General features: G+C 71.3%; 18 protein-coding genes. 10 read left to right on the forward strand and 8 right to left on the reverse strand.

Going from position 1 to position 21563, the window contains the following annotated elements:
* Positions 1–23: 23 nt before the first annotated feature.
* Positions 24–1229 carry an ROK family transcriptional regulator gene (locus tag KBX26_RS09585; protein ID WP_210865204.1) on the forward strand — a complete coding sequence of 402 codons (1206 nt, stop codon included), beginning with the start codon at positions 24–26 and terminating at the stop codon, positions 1227–1229.
* A 125-nt stretch (positions 1230–1354) separates the two neighbouring features.
* On the forward strand, positions 1355–2170 hold the full coding sequence (locus KBX26_RS09590; RefSeq protein ID WP_210865205.1) for a DUF3152 domain-containing protein: 816 nt from the start codon (positions 1355–1357) through the stop codon (positions 2168–2170).
* Between the two features lie 134 nt (positions 2171–2304).
* Here KBX26_RS09590 and KBX26_RS09595 read toward each other — a convergent pair whose 3' ends face one another.
* Both KBX26_RS09595 and ilvD read right to left on the reverse strand, forming a co-directional pair.
* Positions 2305–3138, reverse strand: a complete 834-nt coding sequence (locus KBX26_RS09595) for a hypothetical protein (protein WP_210865206.1) — start codon at positions 3136–3138, stop codon at positions 2305–2307.
* Positions 3139–3427: 289 nt separating this feature from the next.
* Complete coding sequence (gene ilvD / locus KBX26_RS09600) at positions 3428–5275, reverse strand: dihydroxy-acid dehydratase (protein WP_030337227.1); 1848 nt, start codon at positions 5273–5275, stop codon at positions 3428–3430.
* A 129-nt stretch (positions 5276–5404) separates the two neighbouring features.
* Between ilvD and KBX26_RS09605 the strand changes: the two genes are divergently transcribed.
* The 5 genes from KBX26_RS09605 to serA all read left to right on the forward strand — a co-directional run bounded on the left by KBX26_RS09605 (position 5405) and on the right by serA (position 13452).
* Positions 5405–7759, forward strand: a complete 2355-nt coding sequence (locus KBX26_RS09605; RefSeq protein WP_210865224.1) for a bifunctional diguanylate cyclase/phosphodiesterase — start codon at positions 5405–5407, stop codon at positions 7757–7759.
* A 188-nt stretch (positions 7760–7947) separates the two neighbouring features.
* On the forward strand, positions 7948–9828 hold the full coding sequence (locus KBX26_RS09610) for an acetolactate synthase large subunit (protein ID WP_210865207.1): 1881 nt from the start codon (positions 7948–7950) through the stop codon (positions 9826–9828).
* 2 nt (positions 9829–9830) lie between these two features.
* Entirely contained in the window at positions 9831–10346 is a 516-nt protein-coding gene (gene ilvN, locus KBX26_RS09615) for an acetolactate synthase small subunit (protein WP_030337232.1), read from the forward strand.
* A 94-nt stretch (positions 10347–10440) separates the two neighbouring features.
* Positions 10441–11454 (forward strand): ketol-acid reductoisomerase, encoded by a 1014-nt coding sequence (gene ilvC, locus KBX26_RS09620; RefSeq protein ID WP_030337234.1) that lies wholly within the window; start codon positions 10441–10443, stop codon positions 11452–11454.
* Positions 11455–11853: 399 nt separating this feature from the next.
* Positions 11854–13452: a phosphoglycerate dehydrogenase gene (gene serA / locus KBX26_RS09625; protein ID WP_210865208.1), complete on the forward strand. Its 1599-nt coding sequence runs from the start codon at positions 11854–11856 to the stop codon at positions 13450–13452.
* Between the two features lie 76 nt (positions 13453–13528).
* On the opposite strand, the gene KBX26_RS09630 is transcribed toward serA, so the two are convergent.
* Both KBX26_RS09630 and KBX26_RS09635 read right to left on the reverse strand, forming a co-directional pair.
* Entirely contained in the window at positions 13529–13885 is a 357-nt protein-coding gene (locus KBX26_RS09630) for a hypothetical protein (RefSeq protein WP_030337238.1), read from the reverse strand.
* Positions 13886–14194: 309 nt separating this feature from the next.
* Complete coding sequence (locus KBX26_RS09635; RefSeq protein WP_030337239.1) at positions 14195–15037, reverse strand: FAD:protein FMN transferase; 843 nt, start codon at positions 15035–15037, stop codon at positions 14195–14197.
* Between the two features lie 228 nt (positions 15038–15265).
* Between KBX26_RS09635 and KBX26_RS09640 the strand changes: the two genes are divergently transcribed.
* Positions 15266–16297 carry a 3-isopropylmalate dehydrogenase gene (locus KBX26_RS09640; protein ID WP_030337240.1) on the forward strand — a complete coding sequence of 344 codons (1032 nt, stop codon included), beginning with the start codon at positions 15266–15268 and terminating at the stop codon, positions 16295–16297.
* Positions 16298–16460: 163 nt separating this feature from the next.
* Complete coding sequence (locus KBX26_RS09645; RefSeq protein ID WP_030337242.1) at positions 16461–17558, forward strand: branched-chain amino acid aminotransferase; 1098 nt, start codon at positions 16461–16463, stop codon at positions 17556–17558.
* 46 nt (positions 17559–17604) lie between these two features.
* Here KBX26_RS09645 and KBX26_RS09650 read toward each other — a convergent pair whose 3' ends face one another.
* The 4 genes from KBX26_RS09650 to KBX26_RS09665 form a co-directional block, all read right to left on the reverse strand.
* Complete coding sequence (locus KBX26_RS09650) at positions 17605–18399, reverse strand: tyrosine-protein phosphatase (RefSeq protein WP_051708838.1); 795 nt, start codon at positions 18397–18399, stop codon at positions 17605–17607.
* Positions 18400–18454: 55 nt separating this feature from the next.
* Positions 18455–18913: a PRC-barrel domain containing protein gene (locus KBX26_RS09655; RefSeq protein ID WP_210865209.1), complete on the reverse strand. Its 459-nt coding sequence runs from the start codon at positions 18911–18913 to the stop codon at positions 18455–18457.
* An 84-nt stretch (positions 18914–18997) separates the two neighbouring features.
* Positions 18998–19528 (reverse strand): carboxymuconolactone decarboxylase family protein, encoded by a 531-nt coding sequence (locus KBX26_RS09660; RefSeq protein ID WP_210865210.1) that lies wholly within the window; start codon positions 19526–19528, stop codon positions 18998–19000.
* 2 nt (positions 19529–19530) lie between these two features.
* Positions 19531–19707, reverse strand: a complete 177-nt coding sequence (locus KBX26_RS09665) for a hypothetical protein (RefSeq protein WP_156057951.1) — start codon at positions 19705–19707, stop codon at positions 19531–19533.
* Positions 19708–20011: 304 nt separating this feature from the next.
* Here KBX26_RS09665 and cimA point away from each other — a divergent pair.
* A partial coding sequence (gene cimA / locus KBX26_RS09670) for a citramalate synthase (protein WP_210865211.1) occupies positions 20012–21563 on the forward strand: 1552 nt, incomplete at its 3' end.

The following is a 21563-nucleotide window of genomic DNA, read 5'->3' on the forward strand; positions in this document are numbered from 1 at the left end:
ACTGTGGATGCTAAGAACCTGACGTGACGATTGACGACGCGCCACGCGAAGCCCTCCGGGGCGGCCCTCGGGAGCTGCTGCGCTGGGTGGCCACCGGAGCGGCAGTCAGTCGTGCCGACCTGTCCCGGCTCTCCGGGCTGTCTCCGTCGACGGTCTCCCAGCGGGTCGAGGCATTGATCAACCAGGGGTTGTTGGAGGAGACCGGCGCCGGGCGGTCCCGAGGCGGACGCCGGCCGCGCCAGCTCGCCGTGCCCACCGGCGGCGCCGTGGTCGGCGCCATCGACCTCGGCGCGCACCACGCGCGCGTCGGCACGCTGGACCTCTCCGGGCGGGTGGTCCAGGCACGCACCCTGCCGGTCCGCATCGAGGAGGGCCCGGAGCAGGTGCTCGGTTCGCTGCTGGCCGAGGTCGCGGCGTTGGCCGCCTGGCCCGGTGACCCGACGTCCGCCGGTCCCGTGTCGTCAGCCTCGACGGCGGACGGCGACCCGGGCGCGCTGCGAGGTCTCGGCATCGGCATTCCCGGCCCGGTGCAGCACGCCACCGGCCGGATCGTCAGCCCGTCCCGGATGCCCGGCTGGAACGGCTTCGACGTCGCCGCGTTCTGCGCCGGCCGGGTCGACGTGCCGATCATCGTGGACAACGACGCCAATCTGATGGCGCTCGGCGCGCACCGCACCGCACACTCCGAACTGGACCATGCCGTCTACATCAAGGCCGGCACCGGGATCGGCTCCGGTGTCATCTCCAGTGGACGGCTGCACCGGGGCGCGCAGGGGTCGGCCGGCGACATCAGCCACTGCCGGGTGGTGGCCGATCCCGCGCCGCTGTGCAGCTGCGGCAACGCCGGTTGCCTGGAGGCCGTGGCCAGCGGCGCGGCCCTGGTCACCGCGCTACGCGAGCAGGGCGTGACGGTCTCCGACCTGACCGGTGTGATCCGCCTGATCGACGACGGCGACCGGCACGCGACAGCGCTCGCCCGGCAGGCCGGCAGGGCCATCGGCGAGATCCTGGCCGTCGTGGTCAACTTCTTCAACCCGCAGGTGGTCGCCATCGGCGGTCGACTCGCCGACTGCGAACCGCTGCTGGCCAGCATGCGAGCCACCCTCTACGAGCGGTGCCTGCCGTTGGCCACCCAGACCCTGCTCATCGAGCGGGTCGCCACCAGCCAGGACGTCGGCATCACCGGCGCCGCCCACCTGGTGATCGACCACGTCGTGGCGGCCAACTGACCTCGCTCGTCCGCCACCGCACCGCGGGCTGTCGACGCCGATCGTCCTGACGTTTTCCTTACTCCTGGTCACCTAGCCTTCCAGCGTTCCTCACCTGACCGTGATCGACTCTGGAGGTTCTCACCGTGCGGATCAGCGGACGGATGCTCGTACCGATCTCGTTGGCGATGGTGCTGGCGACCGCCGCGTGTGGCCTGTCGGCGCGGGCTTCCGGGCAGGCCGAAGTCCCACGTTCCGGCCCGGCTGCCGGCAGCGCGGAGCAGAATCCCGTCTCCAGCCCGACCCCGGAGATCCCGACCGACGAGGAGATTCCCACCAGAGCCGCCGGCACCTTCACCAGGGCCGCCGGCACCGGTCGCGTGATCGGCACCGGCAAGAAGCGGGTGCGCTACAGCGTCTCGGTGGAGAAGGGCATCGCCTGGGGTGACATCCCCGCCTGGAAACCGGACCGGTTCGCCGAGAGCATCGAGCAGGTGTTGGCGGCACCGAACGGGTGGGCCACCTCGGCGCAGCACCCGGTCACCAACAAAGCCGTGAACCTGAGCCGGGCATCGTGGTCCTTCCAGCGGGTCGGCACCTCGAAGGCCGACGTCGACGTGCGGCTCGCGACACCCCGGACGGTGGACCGACTCTGCGGCGCCAGCGGCGTCGACACCGAGGGGGTCTACTCCTGCAAGTACGGCAAGACGATCATGATCAATCTGCGGCGCTGGCTCCAGGGTTCGCCGGGGTACCCGGTCACCATCGAGGAGTACCACGCGGGCGTGATCAATCACGAGTTCGGCCACTTCCTGGGCTTCGCCCACATGAAGTGCGGCGCTCTGGGCGAGCCGGGCCCGGTCATGATGACCCAGACCATCGACCTGGGCGGGTGCCTGCCCAACGTCAGTCCGTTCGTCGGCGACGGCCGGTTCGTCAGCGGACCGTGGGCGCCGTCCTGACCTGGTGATTCCTGACTGACCCCAGCCATGATCGACTTGGGATCCTTGAACACGCGGTATCCGCGTCCACGCGTTACCCCGATATCACTGATCCCGTGTCGGTCATGCCAGTCAGGCAGTGCTCCAAGATCCGATCAGGTCGTGGTCAGGTCCTGCAGACCCTTGAGCATCTCGGCGAAGTCGGCGGTCTCCGCTGGCGGCGGCGACTCGATGGTCACCGCCTTGTCGTAGTCGGTGTAGTCGATCACCATGTCGCCCATCGCGCCCATCGCCAGGCCGGCCCGGCGCGGCCGGTACTGCTCGTCGACCCACAGGTCGATCGTCAGCTCCTTGACGCCCTGCGCGGCCAGCGCCTGCTCGGTGACGTCCCGACGCGCGGCGTCGATCTGAGCGAGGTAGGTCGCCACCGGAGTGGTGACGGTGTAGTGCACAGTTGGCACCCCGCTCACCGTCTCCTGCCCCACGACCGTCGTGCCCTCGATAGCGAGCAGCGTCTTGACCTGCTTGACCGGGTCGGCGTTCTCGAACTGCTTCGTGAAGCCCGTGCCCGTCAGCTCGCCCAGACCCGACAGGTCCATCTTCATCCAGCGCTTCCCACCCGTACGCGCGCGGCCCTCCTCCGGAATCTCGGTGAAGACCACGGCACCGATCATCCGGACGGTGGTCGTGGTTCCCTTCGCGTCGGTCATCGTCATGTCGGCCTTGAGCGGGTCACCCAGGTCCAGGACACCCCGCATCGAGATCTTCTCGCCGCCCATCGTGCCCGTCATCGTCACGGTCACCGAGTCGGTCTTGTTGGTGGTGTCGACGGCCTTCTGCAGGGACCCCTTGAGATCACTGGCCAGCAGTTGCAGGACGGTGGGCTGCTTCGGCGCCTCGGACTCGCCAGACGTCACGCCGCAGGCGGAGATCGCGAACGCGCTGAGCGCCGAGACCGCCACCAGCATGGGCTTCTTCCAAACTGACACGTACCGACCTTCCCCCGTAGGAATCTGGGGCGATCCCCAGTAGACCGTCGACACGCTAGCCCACCCCGTCTATTCGAGGCACCGCCTTTGTCGACCGACCACCGTCGCCGCGGTGGTGGACGAGGCCGACCTGCCGTCGCTGTGGCTGGACCGGCAGTGGCGACTGCCGGAGGCGGTTGGCCGCACCGACGCGTGCACCGCCACGACGACGACGGCGTACGCCTCCTCGACGATGGTCCCGACCCGCGCGACGCCCCGATGGACTGAGGGTTGTCGGGCTGGCGGTCGGTTACTCCGGGACGCGGCGGTAGGCGCCGTCGCTGGCCGAGGTGGCCATCGAGGCGTACGCGCGCAGCGCCGCCGACACCGGGCGCTGCCGGTCGGTCGGGGTGTACGGCCTGTCGCGCTTCTCCTCGGCCACCCGGCGTGCCTCCAACTCGTCCTCCGGCACGTTGAGGGAGATCGACCGGCTCGGGATGTCGATGACGATCTCGTCGCCGTCGCGGACCAGGGCGATCATCCCGCCGGAGGCCGCCTCGGGGGAGACGTGCCCGATGGAGAGCCCGGAGGTGCCACCGGAGAAACGGCCGTCGGTGAGCAGCGCGCAGGAGCGACCCAGGCCGCGTCCCTTGAGGAACGAGGTGGGGTAGAGCATCTCCTGCATGCCGGGGCCACCCTTGGGCCCCTCGTACCGGATCACCACCACGTCCCCGGCGACCACCTGCTTGGCGAGGATCGCTGTCACCGCGTCGTCCTGCGACTCGTAGACCTTCGCCGGGCCCCGGAAGGTCAGGCAGTCGTCCGGCACGCCGGCGGTCTTCACCACGCTGCCCTCGGGCGCCAGGTTGCCGTGCAGGATCGCCAGCCCGCCGTCGGCGGAGTACGCGTGCTCGCGGTCCCGGATGCAGCCGCCCGCGGCGTCGGTGTCCAGCGACGACCAGCGGTTGGTGGTGGAGAACGGCTCGACGGTACGCACCCCGCCCGGGGCGGCGTGGAACAGCTCGACAGCGGTCGGGGTGGGGGAGCCGCCGCGCACGTCCCAGTCGGTCAGCCACTGCGCCAGCGAGGGGGAGTGCACGGCGTGCACGTCCCGGTTGAGCTGCCCGGCCCGGTCGAGTTCGCCGAGGATCGCCGGGATGCCGCCGGCCCGGTGCACGTCCTCCATGTGGTACTGCGGGGAGTTGGGCGCGACCTTGGCCAGGCACGGCACCCGTCGGGAGATCGCGTCGATGTCGGCGACGCCGAAGTCCAGCTCCGCCTCGCGGGCGGCGGCGAGCAGGTGCAGCACCGTGTTGGTGGAGCCGCCCATCGCCACGTCCAGGGCGACCGCGTTCTCGAAGGCGGCCTTGGAGGCGACAGTGCGCGGCAGCACCGACTCGTCGTCGCCGTCGTACCACCGCTTGGCGATCTCCACGACGGTCCGGCCGGCCTCGACGAAGAGTGACCGGCGGGCGGCGTGGGTGGCCAGCGTCGAACCGTTGCCCGGCAGCGCGAGCCCGATCGCCTCGGTGAGGCAGTTCATCGAGTTGGCGGTGAACATGCCGGAGCAGGAGCCGCAGGTCGGGCAGGCGGAGCGTTCGATCTCACCGAGCTGCTCGTCGGTGACCGCCTCGTTCGAGGAGGCGATCATCGCGTCGATCAGGTCGATCTTGCTGTGCACGACACCCTCGATCGCCATCGTCTTGCCGGCCTCCATCGGGCCACCGGAGACGAAGACGGTCGGGATGTTGAGCCGCAACGCGGCCAGCAGCATCCCGGGGGTGATCTTGTCGCAGTTGGAGATGCAGACCAGGGCGTCCGCGCAGTGCGCGTTGACCATGTACTCGACCGCGTCGGCGATCAGCTCGCGGCTGGGCAGCGAGTAGAGCATGCCGCCGTGGCCCATCGCGATGCCGTCGTCGACAGCGATGGTGTTGAACTCCCGGCCCACCCCGCCGGCCTCGGCGACCGCGTCGGCGACCAGGCCCCCCATGTCCTTGAGGTGTACGTGACCAGGCACGAACTGGGTGAAACTGTTGGCGATGGCGACGATCGGCTTGCCGAAATCGTCGTCGGTCATCCCGGTGGCCCGCCAGAGGGCCCGGGCGCCGGCCATCGTCCGACCGTGTGTGGAAGTCCTCGACCGCAGCTCAGGCATGTATACCAGCATGACACCGCCGGCGCGCGGCCCCACCCGGGTATCTGCCGTGTCCCAACAGATGCACACTCAGCCCCCCACGACGTGCGCCCATCCGGCACTCTTGGAGGCGTGCATTTTCCACCGGGCATGGCCGCTGTCGCGGCGCTCAGCGGGCTCGTCGCCGCGGTGGCCGTCGTGCTGCTGACCGTCGTCGCCCGGCGGCGGACGGGGCCGCGTCGACCGGCGCACGTGCTGCTCGCGGCAGCCGCCGGCGGTGCCCTGATCAGCCTCCTGGCCGGGGTGGTCGCCGCGCTCAGCGCGAACGACCACTGGGCCCACGAGCAGGGGCAGCGCACGGGTTGGGCGACGCTGGTGGCGATCGGCACGGCGGTGAGCGGGCTGGCCTTCGCCGCCGGTCTGCTCCGACTGCCCGGGGTGGCCGCCACCGCGGCGGGAACGGCCCGGCTCGCCCTGGACGGGTTGGTCATTGCGGCGGCGCTGTGGTTCGTCGGTTGGGTGCTCTTCTCCGAGCCCACCCGGTTGCTCGGTGCCGCCACCCCGATGGCCTGCCCGGCGATCCTGGTGGCCACGGTGAGCGCGGCGCTCGGCGCCGGCCTCGCCGTGATCGTCGTTTTCCGGGCCGCCGCCCCACGGCGACGGCTCGCCGCGCTGTGCGCCGGTATCACCGCGGTGAGCTGCGGCGGGCTGGGGCTCAGCGCCGGGCTCTGCCAGGCCGGGCCGACCATGGCGCTGACCGGCGCGTCGCTGCTCGCCGCCGGCCTGCTGACCGTCGCGCTCGCCCTGTACCGGGCGGACCGGCCGGGGCAGGTCGACCTGGACCTGGTCGGTCGCGACGGCGAGTACGCCATCGCCCCGATGCTGGCGATGGCCGCCTCGGCGATGTACCACCTCGCCCAGGACGGCCGGTTCACCGCGGCCGGCATCGTGGCCGGCAGCGTCGAGGGTTTCGCCCTGGTGGCGCGGCAGTACCTCACCCTTCGCGACGTCCGAGGGTACGCGGGCCGCCTGGCCGAGCGGGAGGCGCACTTCCGGGAGTTGGCGCACACCGATCCGCTGACGTCGTTGGCCAACCGGCGCGGGCTGCTGCGGGCGCTGCACCACAACGCCGCGGACCGCAACCCGTGCGTGCTGCTCGGCCTCGACCTGGACGGCTTCAAGAACGTCAACGACATGCGGGGCCACGACGTGGGCGACGCCGTGCTGGCCGAGGTGGGCCGGCGGCTGCGCGGCAACCTGCGCCCCGGTGACGTGGCCGCCCGGCTGGGTGGCGACGAGTTCGCCGTGCTCATGCAGGGCCGGTCGGTCGAGGCGGACCGGGTCGCCGAGCGGCTCCTCGGGGTGCTCAACCGGCCGTACGACCAGCCGGAGGGGCCGGTCTTCCTGTCGGTGAGCATCGGGGTGGCCGACTGGGCCGACGAGCCGGACGTGGAGTTGCTGCTGCGGCACGCCGACCTGGCGTTGCGCTACGCCAAGCAGCGGGGCAAGAACCGGATCGAGCGGTACGACGCCGCGTACGACAAGCTGCTGCGCCGGCGGACGACGGTGGAGCACGAGCTGCGCGGGGCCATCGAGCGCGACGAGCTGCGGTTGGCCTTCCAGCCGGTGGCGTCGCTGCCGTCGGTGCGGCCGGTCGGCGCCGAGGCGTTGCTCCGCTGGCACCACAGTGAGCTGGGCAACGTCCGTCCGGACGAGTTCATCCCGCTCGCCGAGGAGTGCGGCATGATCGCTCCGCTCGGCGCCTGGGTGCTGCACCAGGCCTGCTACCAGCTCTCCCGGTGGCTGGCGGACGGGCACGACGTCTGGGTGTCGGTCAACGTCTCCCCCCGCGAGCTGCACGCCCCGGAGTACGTGGTCCAGGTCGCCGAGGCGTTGCGCGCCCACCACGTGCCGCCGCAGCGGCTGGTGCTGGAGGTCACCGAGCACGCGGTCGCCACCGACCTGGACGAGCTGATCCGGCGGCTGACCGCGCTGCGGTTGACCGGTGTCCGGATCGCGCTGGACGACTTCGGGGCCGGTTACTCGTCGCTGGGGCAGCTGCGGCGGCTGCCGATCGACATCCTCAAGATCGACCACAGTCTGGTCGCCGAGCACGAACCGGTCCGCCCGGTCGACCAAGACGGCCCGGCCTTCGCCCCGATGGTCGACATCGTCATGCGACTGGGCCATCAGCTGGGGCTGGAGGTGATCGCCGAGGGGGTGACCACCCCGACCGAGCTGGCCGCCGTGGTGGCCGCCGGCTGCCGGTTCGGCCAGGGCGCGCTCTTCGGCTGGGGGGTGCCGGCCGAGCACCTGGAGGCGATGCTGGAGGCGGCCACGTCCCCGGGTGCGCGTCCCACCGCGGTGCCGGCGCCACGTCCCGCTCCGGGCGGGTCCGGGCAGCTCAACCCGTCTGCCGATGGCGCGTCGCCGGCCGACGCGCCGACCTCCGTTAACCAACATGTGGGATCAGTTGACTCATCGCGTGAGATGCGTCAGGCTTAGCCGCATGTCGTCGTACCGGTCGCTGCGAGTACTTACCTGAGCGCACTCTCCCTCACCGAGAGTGCGCTGGCCCCGTGCATCTGCACGAGGGCCGTTTTTATTGCCATCGGAACCTGGCGAAGCGGGCCGCGCCCGCGTCGCATCGCTTGACTAGCCACCAGCCACTCCAGCCGAAGGCCAGAACCGCCATGACGAGACCCACGCCCGAGACCCTCGCCCACACCGCCCGCCGGGCCCGCGCGGCCGCCGACCCGACCCTCGACGTCGACCAGGCCGGCACGCGCACGGCCACCCCGGCCACCCCGGCGGTACGGCCCGCCGCCGCGACCCAGGTTTCCGGGGCCGGCTCGCTCGTGCGGTCCCTTGAGGCGCTCGACGTCGACGTCGTCTTCGGCATTCCGGGCGGCGCGATCCTGCCGGCGTACGACCCGCTCTACGACTCGACGGTCCGGCACATCCTGGTGCGGCACGAGCAGGGCGCGGGGCACGCGGCGACCGGTTACGCGCAGGCCACCGGCAAGGTCGGCGTCTGCATCGCCACCTCCGGCCCGGGTGCGACGAACCTGGTCACCCCGATCGCCGACGCGTACATGGACTCGGTGGCGATGGTCGCGATCACCGGTCAGGTGGCCCGCCCGTCGATCGGCACCGACGCCTTCCAGGAGGCGGACATCCAGGGCATCACCCTGCCGATCACCAAGCACAACTTCCTCGTGCAGAACGCCGAGGAGATCCCCCGGGTGCTGGCCGAGGCGTTCCACCTGGCCAGCAGCGGGCGACCCGGCCCGGTCCTGGTCGACATCCCCAAGGACGTGCTCCAGGCGCCGACCACCTTCTCCTGGCCGCCCACGCTGGACCTGCCCGGCTACCGGCCGACCCTGCACCCGCACGGCAAGCAGATCCGGGAGGCGGCGCGGCTGATGGCTGGCGCCCGACGGCCGGTGCTCTATGTCGGCGGCGGCGTGCTCAAGGCCGGTGCCACCGACGGGCTGCATCGGCTGGCCGAGCTGACCGGCATCCCGGTCGTCACCACGTTGATGGCGCTCGGGGCGTTCCCCGACTCGCATCAGCAGCACCTGGGGATGCCCGGCATGCACGGCACCGTCGCCGCGGTCTACGGCCTGCAGAAGGCGGATCTGATCGTCGCGCTGGGCGCGCGTTTCGACGATCGCGTCACCGGCAAGCTGGACTCGTTCGCCCCGGACGCGGCTGTGGTCCACGCGGACATCGACCCGGCGGAGATCGGCAAGAACCGGCACGTGGACGTGCCGATCGTCGGCGACGCCAAGCACGTCATCGACGAGTTGATCGTCGCGGTCAGCGCCGAGCGGTCGGGGGGGCGTACCGCCGACCTCGGTGACTGGTGGACGCAGCTGAACGACCTGCGCGACCGTTACCCGCTGGGCTACGACGAGCCGTCCGACGGCACGCTGTCCCCGCAGTACGTGATCAAGCGACTGGGCGAGATCGTCGGCCCGGACGCGATCTTCGTGGCCGGGGTGGGTCAGCACCAGATGTGGGCGTCGCAGTTCATCTCGTACGAGAAGCCGCACACCTGGTTGAACTCCGGCGGTCTCGGCACGATGGGTTATGCGGTGCCGGCGGCGATGGGCGCCAAGGTCGGCAAGCCGGACACGGTGGTCTGGGCGGTGGACGGTGACGGCTGCTTCCAGATGACCAACCAGGAGTTGGCCACCTGTGCGCTGGAGGGCATCCCGGTCAAGATCGCCGTGATCAACAACGGCAATCTGGGGATGGTCCGGCAGTGGCAGACGCTCTTCTACAACGAGCGTTACTCCAACACCGAGCTCGGCACCCACAAGCACCGCATCCCCGACTTCGTCAAGCTCGCCGAGGCGCTGGGCTGCGTCGGGCTGCGCTGCGAGAACGCCGCTGACGTGGACAAGACCATCGCCGCCGCCATGGAGATCAACGACGCGCCCGTGGTGATCGACTTTGTGGTCGGCAAGGACGCGATGGTCTGGCCGATGGTCGCCGCCGGCACCAGCAATGACGAGATCATGTTCGCCCGTGGCGTCCGCCCGGTCTTCGACGAGGATGACATCTGATCATGACTATGCATACGCTTTCGGTGCTGGTGGAGAACAAGCCCGGCGTGCTCGCCCGGGTCTCCGGCCTGTTCTCCCGGCGTGGGTTCAACATCGACAGTCTCGCCGTCGGCGAGACCGAGAACCCGGACGTCTCCCGGATCACCATCGTGGTCAACGCGGAGTCGTCCCCGCTGGAGCAGGTCACCAAGCAGCTGAACAAGCTGGTCAACGTGCTCAAGATCGTTGAGCTGGATCCGCAGGTCTCGGTTGCCCGGGAGTTGCTGCTGGTAAAGGTTCGCGCCGACCGGGCCGCGCGCTCGCAGGTGCTGGAGACCGTCAACCTGTTCCGGGCCCGGGTGGTCGACGTCGCACCGGACACGCTGACCATCGAGGCCACCGGCACCCCGGACAAGCTCGACGCGCTCCTGCGCGACCTCGAGTCCTTCGGCATCAAGGAAATGGTCCAGTCCGGGCTGGTGGCCATCGGGCGCGGCTCGCGTTCGATCACCGCCGGTCCCGCGCTGCGGGCCGCCTGACCGGCCGCCGGTCGGCCCCGGCGGGCCGCCCCGGAAATTCATCCGCACAGACCACGACGGGCCGCCCCGGCCGTCGTACGAAAGGGAAGTTCTCATGAGCGTTGAGGTGTACTACGACGACGATGCCGACCTCGGCCTGATCCAGGCCAAGAAGGTCGCGGTCATCGGTTACGGCAGCCAGGGCCACGCCCACGCGCTCTCGCTGCGTGACTCCGGCGTCGACGTGGTGATCGGTCTGCCGGAGGGCTCGAAGAGCCGTCCCAAGGCTGAGGAGCAGGGCCTGCGGGTCGTCACGCCGGCGCAGGCCGCCGCCGAGGCCGACGTGATCATGGTGCTCGCACCGGACACCGCCCAGCGCGGGATCTACGCGGAGTCGATCGCCCCGCACCTCACCCCCGGCAAGGCGATCTTCTTCGGCCACGGCTTCAACATCCGGTACGGCCTGATCAAGCCGCCGGCCGAGGTGGACGTGGCGATGGTCGCACCCAAGGGCCCCGGCCACCTGGTCCGCCGCCAGTACAGCGACGGCAAGGGCGTGCCCTGTCTCGTCGCCGTCGAGCAGGACGCCAGCGGCAACGCGCTCGCGCTCGCGCTCGCCTACGCCAAGGGGATCGGCGGCACCCGGGCCGGCGCGATCAAGACCACCTTCACCGAGGAGACCGAGACCGACCTCTTCGGCGAGCAGGCGGTGCTCTGCGGCGGTGCCTCGGCGCTGGTGCAGACCGGCTTCGAGGTGCTCACCGAGGCCGGCTACGCCCCGGAGGTCGCCTACTTCGAGTGCCTGCACGAGCTGAAGCTGATCGTCGACCTCATGTACGAGGGCGGCATCGCGAAGATGCGCTACAGCATCTCCGACACCGCCGAGTACGGCGACCTGTCGCGTGGCTCGCGCATCATCGACTCCCGGGTCAAGGACGAGATGCGCAAGATCCTGGGTGAGATCCAGTCCGGCGAGTTCGCCCGCGAGTGGGTCGCCGAGGACGAGGCCGGCCGGCCCAACTTCACCAAGTGGCAGGCCGAGGGTGCGGCGCACCCGATCGAGGAGACCGGCAAGAAGCTGCGCGGCATGATGAGCTGGGTCGACCGCCCGATCACCGAGACCGCCTGACCGTCCGGCCCGGCCGGACGACGATCCACCGGCAGCCCCTGGGCTGGCGCTCTCCCCAGCGCCGCCCCGGGGCTGCTCGGCATGCTGCCGCCCGTCGATGCGTCGGGCGGCGGTGTTCGTGGGCCACCGCTCGCCCACGGTGACCGGGTGACCGACACCACCGGGGTCCGGCGCGGCCTGGGCGACCGTGTCGACGCGGTGAACGGCCGATGTCCGTCGCCCGACCGGGCGTGTGAGGGCACTCACCCCGAAGACCGGAACACGCCGACCAGCGAGGCCCCTACGATCGCCTGTAGGTGCAGCAGCCGGCACCTGACGGCCACGGCACGGATCAGCGCAGGGCGCAGTGCGGCGCCCGGCCGCCCGGGCCGATCGCAAACACGACCTCTACGAGGACCGATGAATCCTGTCGTACTGATCGCCGAAGAACTCGCCCCCGCCGCCATCGAGGTGCTCGCCCACGACTTCGACGTCCGTCACGTCGACGGCACCGACCGTCCGGCCCTGCTCTCGGCGCTCTCCGAGGCCGACGCCGTCATCGTGCGCAGCGCGACCCAGATCGACGCCGAGGCCATCGCCGCCGCGCCGCGCCTCAAGGTGGTCGCCCGCGCGGGCGTCGGTCTGGACAACGTCGAGGTGCCGGCCGCCACCGCCCGGGGCGTCATGGTCGTCAACGCGCCCACCTCGAACATCGTCTCCGCCGCCGAGCAGGCCGTCGCGCTGCTGCTCGCCGTGGCGCGTAACACCGCGAGCGCCAGCGCCGCGCTCAAGGCGGGGGAGTGGAAGCGGTCCAAGTACACGGGCGTCGAGGTGCAGGGCAAGACCGTCGGCGTGGTCGGGCTCGGCCGCATCGGCGTGCTCTTCGCCCAGCGCATCGCCGCGTTCGGCACCCGGCTGATCGCGTACGACCCGTACATTCAGCCGGCCCGCGCGGCGCAGCTCGGCGTTCGTCTGGTGGGGCTGGAGGAGCTGCTGCGGGAGAGCGACTTCATCTCCATTCACCTGCCGAAGACGCCGGAGACGGTGGGCCTGATCGGTGAGAAGGAGCTGGCGATCGTCAAGCCCGGCGTCCGCATCGTCAACGCCGCCCGTGGTGGGCTGGTCGACGAGCAGGCGCTCGCGGACGCGATCGCCGAGGGTCGGGTCGCCGGCGCCGGTGTCGACGTGTACAGCAAGGAGCCGTGCACCTCGTCGCCGCTGTTCGCCTTCGACAACGTGGTGGCCACCCCGCACCTGGGCGCCTCCACCCACGAGGCGCAGGACAAGGCCGGTCTCGCGGTGGCCAAGAGCGTGAAGCTGGCGTTGCAGGGCGAGTTCGTCCCGGACGCGGTCAACGTGCAGGCCGGCGGGGTGGTCGCCGAGGACGTTCGGCCGCTGCTGCCGCTGGCGGAGAAGCTCGGCCGGGCGTTCACCGCTGTCGCCGGCGGGGTCGCCGCCAGCGTCACTGTCGAGGTTCGCGGTGAGATCGTCAGCCACGAGGTGTCGGTGCTCAAGCTCGCCGCCACGAAGGGTCTGTTCAGCTCCGTGGTCGAGGAGCAGGTCACCTACGTCAACGCCCCGCACCTGGCCGCCGAGCGTGGCGTCGAGGTCACCCTGGCCGCCCTGGCCGAGACGGCCGATCAGCCGACCCTGGTCACGGTGCGCGGCGCGCTGCCGGACGGCCGGACGGTGAGTGTCTCCGGCACCGTCACCCAGTCCGGCGCTCGCGACGTGCTGAAGCTGACCGAGGTGGACGGCTTCGACGTGGAGATCGGCGCGGAGGGCATCCTGCTCTTCCTGCGCTACGCCGACCGCCCCGGTGTGGTCGGCACCGTCGGTACCCTGCTCGGCGAGTCGGGCATCAACATCGCGGCCATGCAGGTGGCGCGTCGGGAGGCGGGCGGCGAGACGCTGATGACGCTCACCGTCGACCAGGCGCTCGGCGCCGACCTGCTCACCTCGGCCGCCGAGTCGATCGGTGCCACCGCGGCCAGCGCCGCCGACCTGCGCGACGAGTAACAGCCGACAAGCACTGTGGGGGGCCTGGCGATTCGCCGGGCCCCTCGTCATTTCCCGTCTACTGCCGCTGGTCGGGTCAGCCGGGCAGTCGTGCCGGGGGCGGGTAGACCGAGCCGTCCTGCGGGTCGAAGAGCATCAGCCCGTGTTCGCCGGCCAACCGCTCGATGTCCAGGAGCACCTGGTCCGCGCAGGTCGGGTGCAGGTTCAACTCGACGTGGTCGTGGGCCGCGTGCAGCGGCGCCACCGCCCAGGGGCTGTCCGGGCCGGGGTGACGGTCCGGATAGGACGCCGTGATCGCCCGGTAGAAGCTGACCACCCGTGGGTCGGGGTAGCGGTCCACGTGCCGTCCCTGTCGGCAACCGTCGACCGCTGTCCGCACGTCCTCGGGCGTCGCCCCGTCCTCCAGGGCCCACACGCTCAGATCGAAACTCACGGCGGACAGCGTGCCATCCGCCGTTCACCATGTCGAAATTGCCTCGCCGCCGGTCAACCACCGATTGTCGCAGTCTCCGGTGCCGACGGTCCGGTGTGGAGACTCTTGCGTCGAGTTGCGTCGATTCGCTAGCGTACGCACTGCGGTCACTGGCCGAGTTCGAGGCGCCGGCCCGTCTTCGGGTGGCGCGGTCGACGTCCGGCCCGACCGGTCCGCACCCCTCGGTTGTGCGAGCCACGCGCACTCGTCGCTGACCGGCCCCCATGGTCGTTGCCGAGACCGTGGGGGCCGATCGCGTGCCCGACCAGCTCAGCGACGGTGGGCGAAGAGCGCGCGATAGTCGGAGTTTCCCCGGAACCAGGCCAGGCCGGTGGGGCCGGCGGCGTAGAGCGCCGTGGCGTAGGCATCGGCGACCGCCAGGTCGGGGCCCACGACGGTGGCGGCGGCGAGGTTCTCGGCCGGTTCGCCGGTGTGCGGGTCCACCACGTGCCCCTGCCGTCCGGTCACGCCGGAGGTGCCGATGGCGCCAGCGGTCATCTCCAGCACCAGCGGCGCGCGCTCGGGTGCGGTCGGGTGGTGCACGGCGACCCGCCAGGGCCCTCCGTGCGGCGCGCGGCCCCGGACGACGAGGTCGGCGCCGGCGAGGACGGCGTAGTCGTGGATGCCGGCGGCGCGCAGCCGCTCCGCGGCGCGTTCCACCGCCCAACCGCCGAGCAGGCCGCCCGGGTCGAAGCCGCCGGGCACCGCCCAGGCGTCGAACCACCCGTCGGTGGCGGCGCGCATCGCGGCGCAGCGGTCCACCAGGTCGGCCAGCGGCGGGTACGACTCGGGGCTGATCTCGCCCCGACGCAGCCGGGACACCAGGCTCTCCGGTCGGTTGGGGCCGTAGGTGAGGTCGATGGCGCGCAGTTCGGCGACGCTGTCCCGCAGCGCCTCGCCCACGCCCCGGCGGCCGAGCCACTCGGGCGCGTTGAGCAGCAGGGTGTACTCGGCGGTCGCGGTGCGGACGGTGTGCTGCACCGCGATCCGGCCCTCGGTGGCGCCGGCCGGGTCGATCCGGTGCCGGCGGCTGCCGAGTCGGAGGTCCGGCCGGCGGTGGCGGAACGCGGACGGGTCCGGCCAGCGGGTCCGTGGCTGTTCGTCGATGCGCATCGCATCTGCCCCCTCGCACGTGGTGCCGCATCATCGCGACCCCGTTGGTCAGCGGGCCCCCGCGACCCACTGAGCACTACCGTACGCAGCGGAGATGATCGCTCCATGAGTCTCAGCTGAGAGGGTGCTGTGCATTCCCGCGTCCCAAATCATGGACGCTGCGTACCGGGAGGCGGGACGGCGACGTACCGTTGCGCAGACGGAACCGTTGAGCAGAGGAGTGCGGTCGTGGCGCGGATCGCGGTGGTGGCCGGGGACGGCATCGGGCCTGAGGTGGTCGCGCAGGCCCGCAAGGTTCTCGACGCGGTGCTGCCCGACGTGCAGGCCACCGAATACGACCTCGGTGCCGCCCGCTGGCACCGTACCGGTGAGGTGCTGCCCGACTCGGTGCTGGCCGAGTTGGCCGGGCACGACGCGATCCTGCTCGGCGCGGTCGGTGACCCGACGGTCCCGCCGGGGGTGCTGGAGCGGGGGCTGCTGCTCAAGCTCCGTTTCGCCTTCGACCAGTACGTCAACCTGCGCCCGTCCCGGCTCTGGCCCGGGGTCACCGGTCCGCTGGGCAACGTGAAGCCGGGCGAGGTCGACCTCGTGGTGGTGCGCGAGGGCACCGAGGGGCTCTACGCCGGTGCCGGTGGCTCCCTGCACCGGGACACTCCGGCCGAAATCGCCACCGAGGAGAGCCTGAACACCCGCCACGGCGTGGAGCGGGTGATCCGCGACGCGTTCGCCCGCGCCGGCCGCCGGGAGCGGCGCAAGGTCACCCTCGTGCACAAGACCAACGTGCTCACCCACGCCGGGTCGCTCTGGGCGCGCACGTTCGACGCCGTCGCCGCCGAGCACCCGGATGTCGCCACCGAATACCAGCACGTCGACGCGGCGGCCATGTTCCTCGTCACCCAGCCGCAGCGCTACGACGTGGTGGTCACCGACAACCTCTTCGGCGACATCCTCACCGACATCGCCGCGGCCGTCACCGGCGGCATCGGGCTGGCCGCCAGCGGCTGCATCAACCCCGAGGGGGCGTACCCCTCGATGTTCGAGCCGGTGCACGGCTCGGCGCCGGACATCGCCGGTCAGGGCATCGCCGACCCGGTCGCCGCCGTGCTCTCCGCCGCGTTGCTGCTGGATCAGCTCGGGCACGCCGAGTCCGCCGCCCGGGTCAACGCGGCGGTCGCCGCCGAGCTGGCCAACCGGGTTCCGGGCGTACCGCTGCGTACCGAAGAGGTCGGCGACCGGCTCGCGGCCCACGCCGTAGCCTGACCGTCCCGGCCCGCCCGGCGACCGGCCCGGCGCCGGTCCGCCCGGTGCCGTCCGTCCGGCCCGACCGGCGCTACCCGCTGAACGACCGTTCGGGGTAGATTTCTGGCACAACCATCTCGGTGTGCGGTCCCGCATGCCGTTGTTCCGCAGGGAGGTCAGCGCGATGAGCGGTGGTGACAAGCTCGACTTCGAGATCCGTCCGAATGCCGCGCCGGTATCCGCCGCCGATCGGGCCGCCCTCCTGGTCAACCCCGGGTTCGGCCGGGTCTTCACCGACCACATGGTCACCGTCCGCTACGCCGACGGCAAGGGCTGGTACGACGCCCGGGTGGAGGCGCGGGGCCCGATCCCGATGGACCCGGCCAGCGCGGTGCTGCACTACGCGCAGGAGATCTTCGAAGGGCTCAAGGCGTACCGCACGGCCGACGGTGGCGTGACGATGTTCCGGCCGGACGCCAACGCTGCCCGTTTCGCCACCTCCGCGCAGCGGATGGCGATGCCGGTGCTGCCGCCGGAGGTGTTCGTCGACTCGTTGCACAAGCTGATCGAGATCGACCGTGAGTGGATCCCCACCGGCGAGGACGGCAGCCTCTACCTGCGGCCGTTCATGTTCGCCAGCGAGGTCTTCCTCGGCGTCCGCCCGGCCAACGAGTACCTCTACATGGTGATCGCCTCACCGGTCGGTGCGTACTTCAGCGGTGGCGTGAAGCCGGTCACCGTCTGGGTCTCTCCGGACTACACCCGGGCCGCGCCCGGTGGCACCGGCGCGGCCAAGTGCGGCGGCAACTATGCCGCGTCGTTGGCGGCGCAGGCGGAGGCCATCGAGGCCGGCTGCGACCAGGTCGTCTTCCTGGACGCGGTGGAGCGCCGGTTCGTCGACGAACTGGGCGGCATGAACGTCTTCTTCGTCTACGACGACGGCACTGTGGTCACCCCACCGTTGACCGGCACGATCCTGCCGGGCATCACCCGCGACGCCGTCCTCGCGCTGGCCGGTGCGGCCGGGCACCGGGTCGAGGAGCGGCCGGTCAGCTTCGCCGACTGGCAGGCCGACGCCGCCAGCGGTCGCCTACGGGAGGTGTTCGCCTGCGGCACCGCTGCGGTCATCACCCCGATCGGTGGGGTCCGCTTCCCGGACGGTGAGTTCCTGATCGGTGGTGGCGAGCCCGGCCAGGTCACCATGGCCCTGCGCCAGCAGCTGGTCGACATCCAGCGGGGCACGGCGGCCGACCCGTACGGCTGGGTGCAGCGGGTCTTCTGACCTCCGTCGCTGTGGCCGGCCCGCCCACCCGGACGGGCCGGCGCAGTCAGCCGTGCCCGACGCCGCCCGGCGCGTCGTCGTCGGCCCAGGCCTGGGCGGGTTCGTCGAGCAGGTGGTCGCGCAGCGCGGCGAGCTGCTCGTCGGTCACCCCGGCGTGGCGCAGGTACGCCTCGACCGAGCCGTGCCCCTCGCGCAGCTCGTTGAGGAAGATCTGCATGGCCTCGGCGGGTGAGCTCAGGAACGGTGCCGGCACGTCAACACCGTCCGGGGTGACGGAGGCCAGCCAGGCGCTGTAGCGGGCCGACGCCGCGCTGCTCAACGCGTAGTCCGCGCTGATGTCCGCGTCGTCGACGCCGAGCACGGCCAGGGTCAACGCGCAGACGATCCCGGTGCGGTCCTTGCCGGCGACGCAGTGCACCACCACCGGGGCGTTGGCGGAGTCGGCGATCAACCCGACCGCCTCGGCCAGCCCGGCGGTGCCGGTCTGGGCCAGGTCGGCGTACCGGTCCGCGAGGTAGCGCGCCAGGCTCGCGCCCTCCTCGTGCGGCGTGCCCGCCCAGTCGGCATGCTCCGGGTGGATGTGCCGGTAGGTCAGGCCCTGGTACGCCGGCACCCGACCGTCCCGCTCCACCTCGGTGGGGCGGCGCAGGTCGATGACGGTGCGGATTCCGATCGCGGCGAACGCGTCCTGGTCCTGCTCGGTGAGGCGGTGCAGCGAGTCGGAGCGGTAGAGCCGGCCCCGGCGCACGGTCCGGTCGTCGTGGCCGACGTAGCCACCGACGTCGCGGAAGTTGAAGGTGGCGGGGAGCGAGAGCTGGGGGTCGTCCTCGGTGGTGTCCACTGTCACACGGTAACGGCCGGTGGGACATCGCCCCACCGGCCGTCGGGTCGGACAGTCACCGGGCCGTGCCGGGCGGCAGCGCGCCGTACGTCTCGTCGTAGTAGCCACCCAGCTGGTCCCGGTAGCTCGGGTCGCTGTGGCTGCTCTCGTCGTACTCCGGGGCGGCCTTGATCTGGTCCCGGGTCCGGTCGACGGAGACGGTGCGCTGGTCGTGGTAGACCTGGTTGACGGTGCCGGCCGGAAGCATCACCTTCTTGCCGAAGATCCACGGCCCGGTGTCCACTACCAGGTAGCTGCCGCCCACCTCGTGACTGGCGCTGTCGATTTTGCCGATTCCACCGTCGGTGGCCTCGACCTTGTAGCCGACCAGGTCGACGTCGGCCACGCCGGCCTGGTCGCGGTAGCGCCAGGGGTCGAACGTGCCGGCCGGCGCGCCGCCGGGCACCGTGCCCTGGTCACCCCCGCGTAGCGGGTCCGGCCCGGCGTGGGTGGCGTGCGGATCGATCCTGTCCATGCCGTTCGCTCCTGACTGTCACCGAGCAACTCATGTCTCCGTCGGAGCTACCCGGCCGTCGGGGGCCGGAAACGGCGTACCAGCTCAGGCCAGCGCGGCCTCGGCGTCCAGGGTGACCGCAGCGGCGTGCACCACGGCGGCGATCCGCAGGGCCTCGTGCACCTGTTCCGGGGTGAAGCCCTTGTCGCGCAGCGTCTTCTCGTGCGAGCGCACGCACACGTCGCAGTCGTTGATGGTCGACACGGCGAGGCACCAGAGCTTGAAGTCGCCCTTGTCCACCCCCGGCCGCGCGACGATCTGCATCCGCAGTCGGGCCGGCATCGAGGCGTACCGCTCGTCGTCGAGGAGGTGCTTGGCCCGGTAGTAGATGTTGGTCATCGCCATGATCGCCGCGGCGCCCTTGGCGGCCTCGACCCCCTCCGGCCCGAGGTGTCCGAGCGCCTCGGCCGCGATCTCCCGCAGCACCACCGGGTTGCGGGCGGCCACCGCAGAGGCCAGCGCGGTGCCCCAGGTCTGCGTCGGGGTCAACGTCGACGCGCCGAGGGTGGAGCCCAGGTTGAGCCTGATGTCCGTGGCGTACGCCGGCAGGGCCGCGGTGAGCGCGTCCAGGCCCATGGTCACACCCCGGCGATCTCCGTCGGGCTGATGGAGGTCTCGTCCATCGGCCCGACGAAGACCAGACGCCACTTGCCCTCGTGGGACGCGTGGTTGATCGTCTTGGACGCGTTGGTGGCGCCCAGCGATACGCAGGCGGTGAGTCCGTGCTCAGGTAAGCGGTCACTGACGGTGAGCACGGGTCCTCCTTGCAACTGGCACGTGGCCAGCTCCAGATGCTTCCGCACCGCTGTTCCTGCCGGTGGGCGCCCTGGTGGCGTGTGAAGCCGATCACGGGCGATGGCTCGAGCTGAACGAACGCTCAGTAATCGTCTCGCCATGTGGATTGTTCCTCCCAAAACCATGGGCGGGGTGGCAGAGTAGCCATCGTGACACGCACCGTCCTGATTATTGCGACCTAGCGCGCCGGCTCTCCCCTCTGCCGAGCGCGCAGACCTCCCGCATCCGCGGGAGGTCTTTTTGTTGCTCCGAGAAAGGATCCTGATGACGTTCCAGGTCTTCGACACCACGTTGCGCGACGGCGCCCAGCGCGAGGGGCTCACCTACTCGGTGGTCGACAAGCTGGCCGTGGCCCGGCTGCTCGACGAGTTCGGCGTCGGCTTCATCGAGGGCGGCTGGCCGGGCGCGGTACCCAAGGACACCGAGTTCTTCCGGCGCGCCCGCACCGAACTGGATCTGCGGCACGCCGTGCTCGTCGCGTTCGGCGCCACCCGCAAGGCCGGCGTCTCCGTCGCCGACGACCCCCAGGTGCGCGCCCTGCTGGACGCGCAGACGACGGCGGTGGCCCTGGTCGCCAAGGCCGACACCCGGCACGTCGAGCGCGCGCTGCGGACCACCGGCGCGGAGAACCTGGCGATGATCCACGACACCGTCGACCACCTCGTCCGCGAGGGCCGCCGGGTCTTCGTCGACGGCGAACACTTCTTCGACGGCTACCGGCACGACCCCGCGTACGGTGCGGCGGTGGTGCAGACCGCGCTCGCCGCCGGCGCCGAGCGGATGGTGCTCTGCGACACCAACGGCGGCATGCTGCCGTCCCAGGTGACCGCCGTGATCCGCGACCTGACCGACCGGCTGGGAATCGACCCCGCGCTGTTCGGCATACACGCCCAGAACGACACCGCCTGCGCCGTGGCCAACACGATCGCCGCCGTGGAGGCGGGCGTCCGCCACGTGCAGGGCACCGCCAACGGGTACGGCGAACGCCCGGGCAACGCCGACATCTTCGCGGTCGTCGCGAACCTCGAACTCAAGCTGGGCATGCCCGTCCTACCGGAGGGCTGCCTGGCACAGATGGTGCGGGTCTCGCACGCCATCGCCGAGATCGCCAACATCGCCCCCGACACCCACCAGGCGTACGCCGGGGCCGCCGCCTTCGCCCACAAGGCGGGGCTGCACGCGAGCGCGATCAAGGTCGACCCGTTGCTCTACAACCACGTGGACCCGTCGGTGGTGGGCAACGACATGCGGATCCTGGTCACCGAGATGGCCGGTCGGGCCAGCGTCGAGCTGAAGAGCCGTGAGCTGGGCCTGGACCTGGCCAGCAGCCCGGACGCCCTGACCCGGGTCACCAAGCGGGTCAAGGAGTTGGAAGCGGGTGGTTGGTCCTTCGAGGCGGCCGACGCGTCCTTCGAGTTGCTGGTCCGCTCCGAGCTGCCCGAGGGAAGCCCGGCCCGACCGTTCACCCTGGAGTCGTACCGGGTGTTGGTCGAGCACCGCGAGGATGGCGGGGTGGTCTCCGAGGCCACCGTCAAGATCCGGGTTCGCGGTGAGCGGGTGATCGCCACCGCCGAGGGCAACGGCCCGGTCAACGCCCTCGACGAGGCGCTGCGGGTGGGGCTGACCCGGCACTACCCGCAGCTGCGCGACTTCGAGTTGGCCGACTACAAGGTGCGCATCCTGGAGGGCAGCCACGGCACGGGCGCGGTGACCCGGGTGCTGCTGGAGACCTCCGACAGCAGCGGCCGGGACTGGACCACGGTAGGCGTCCACCCGAACGTCGTCGAGGCCAGCTGGCACGCCCTGGTCGACGCCC

Origin of the sequence: Micromonospora sp. C97 (genome assembly GCF_018070385.1) — a bacterium.
Taxonomy (GTDB): Bacteria; Actinomycetota; Actinomycetes; order Mycobacteriales; family Micromonosporaceae; genus Micromonospora; species Micromonospora parva.

What these genes read in the sequence shown, in the direction of transcription:
- ilvD (WP_030337227.1), bottom strand. Translation starts at nt 5,275, where the DNA reads ATGCCTGAGCTGCGGTCGAGGACTTCCACACACGGTCGGACGATGGCC.
- KBX26_RS09605 (WP_210865224.1), top strand. Translation starts at nt 5,405, where the DNA reads ATGGCCGCTGTCGCGGCGCTCAGCGGGCTCGTCGCCGCGGTGGCCGTC.
- KBX26_RS09610 (WP_210865207.1), top strand. Translation starts at nt 7,948, where the DNA reads ATGACGAGACCCACGCCCGAGACCCTCGCCCACACCGCCCGCCGGGCC.
- ilvN (WP_030337232.1), top strand. Translation starts at nt 9,831, where the DNA reads ATGACTATGCATACGCTTTCGGTGCTGGTGGAGAACAAGCCCGGCGTG.
- ilvC (WP_030337234.1), top strand. Translation starts at nt 10,441, where the DNA reads ATGAGCGTTGAGGTGTACTACGACGACGATGCCGACCTCGGCCTGATC.
- serA (WP_210865208.1), top strand. Translation starts at nt 11,854, where the DNA reads ATGAATCCTGTCGTACTGATCGCCGAAGAACTCGCCCCCGCCGCCATC.
- KBX26_RS09635 (WP_030337239.1), bottom strand. Translation starts at nt 15,037, where the DNA reads ATGCGCATCGACGAACAGCCACGGACCCGCTGGCCGGACCCGTCCGCG.
- KBX26_RS09645 (WP_030337242.1), top strand. Translation starts at nt 16,461, where the DNA reads ATGAGCGGTGGTGACAAGCTCGACTTCGAGATCCGTCCGAATGCCGCG.
- KBX26_RS09655 (WP_210865209.1), bottom strand. Translation starts at nt 18,913, where the DNA reads ATGGACAGGATCGATCCGCACGCCACCCACGCCGGGCCGGACCCGCTA.
- KBX26_RS09660 (WP_210865210.1), bottom strand. Translation starts at nt 19,528, where the DNA reads ATGGGCCTGGACGCGCTCACCGCGGCCCTGCCGGCGTACGCCACGGAC.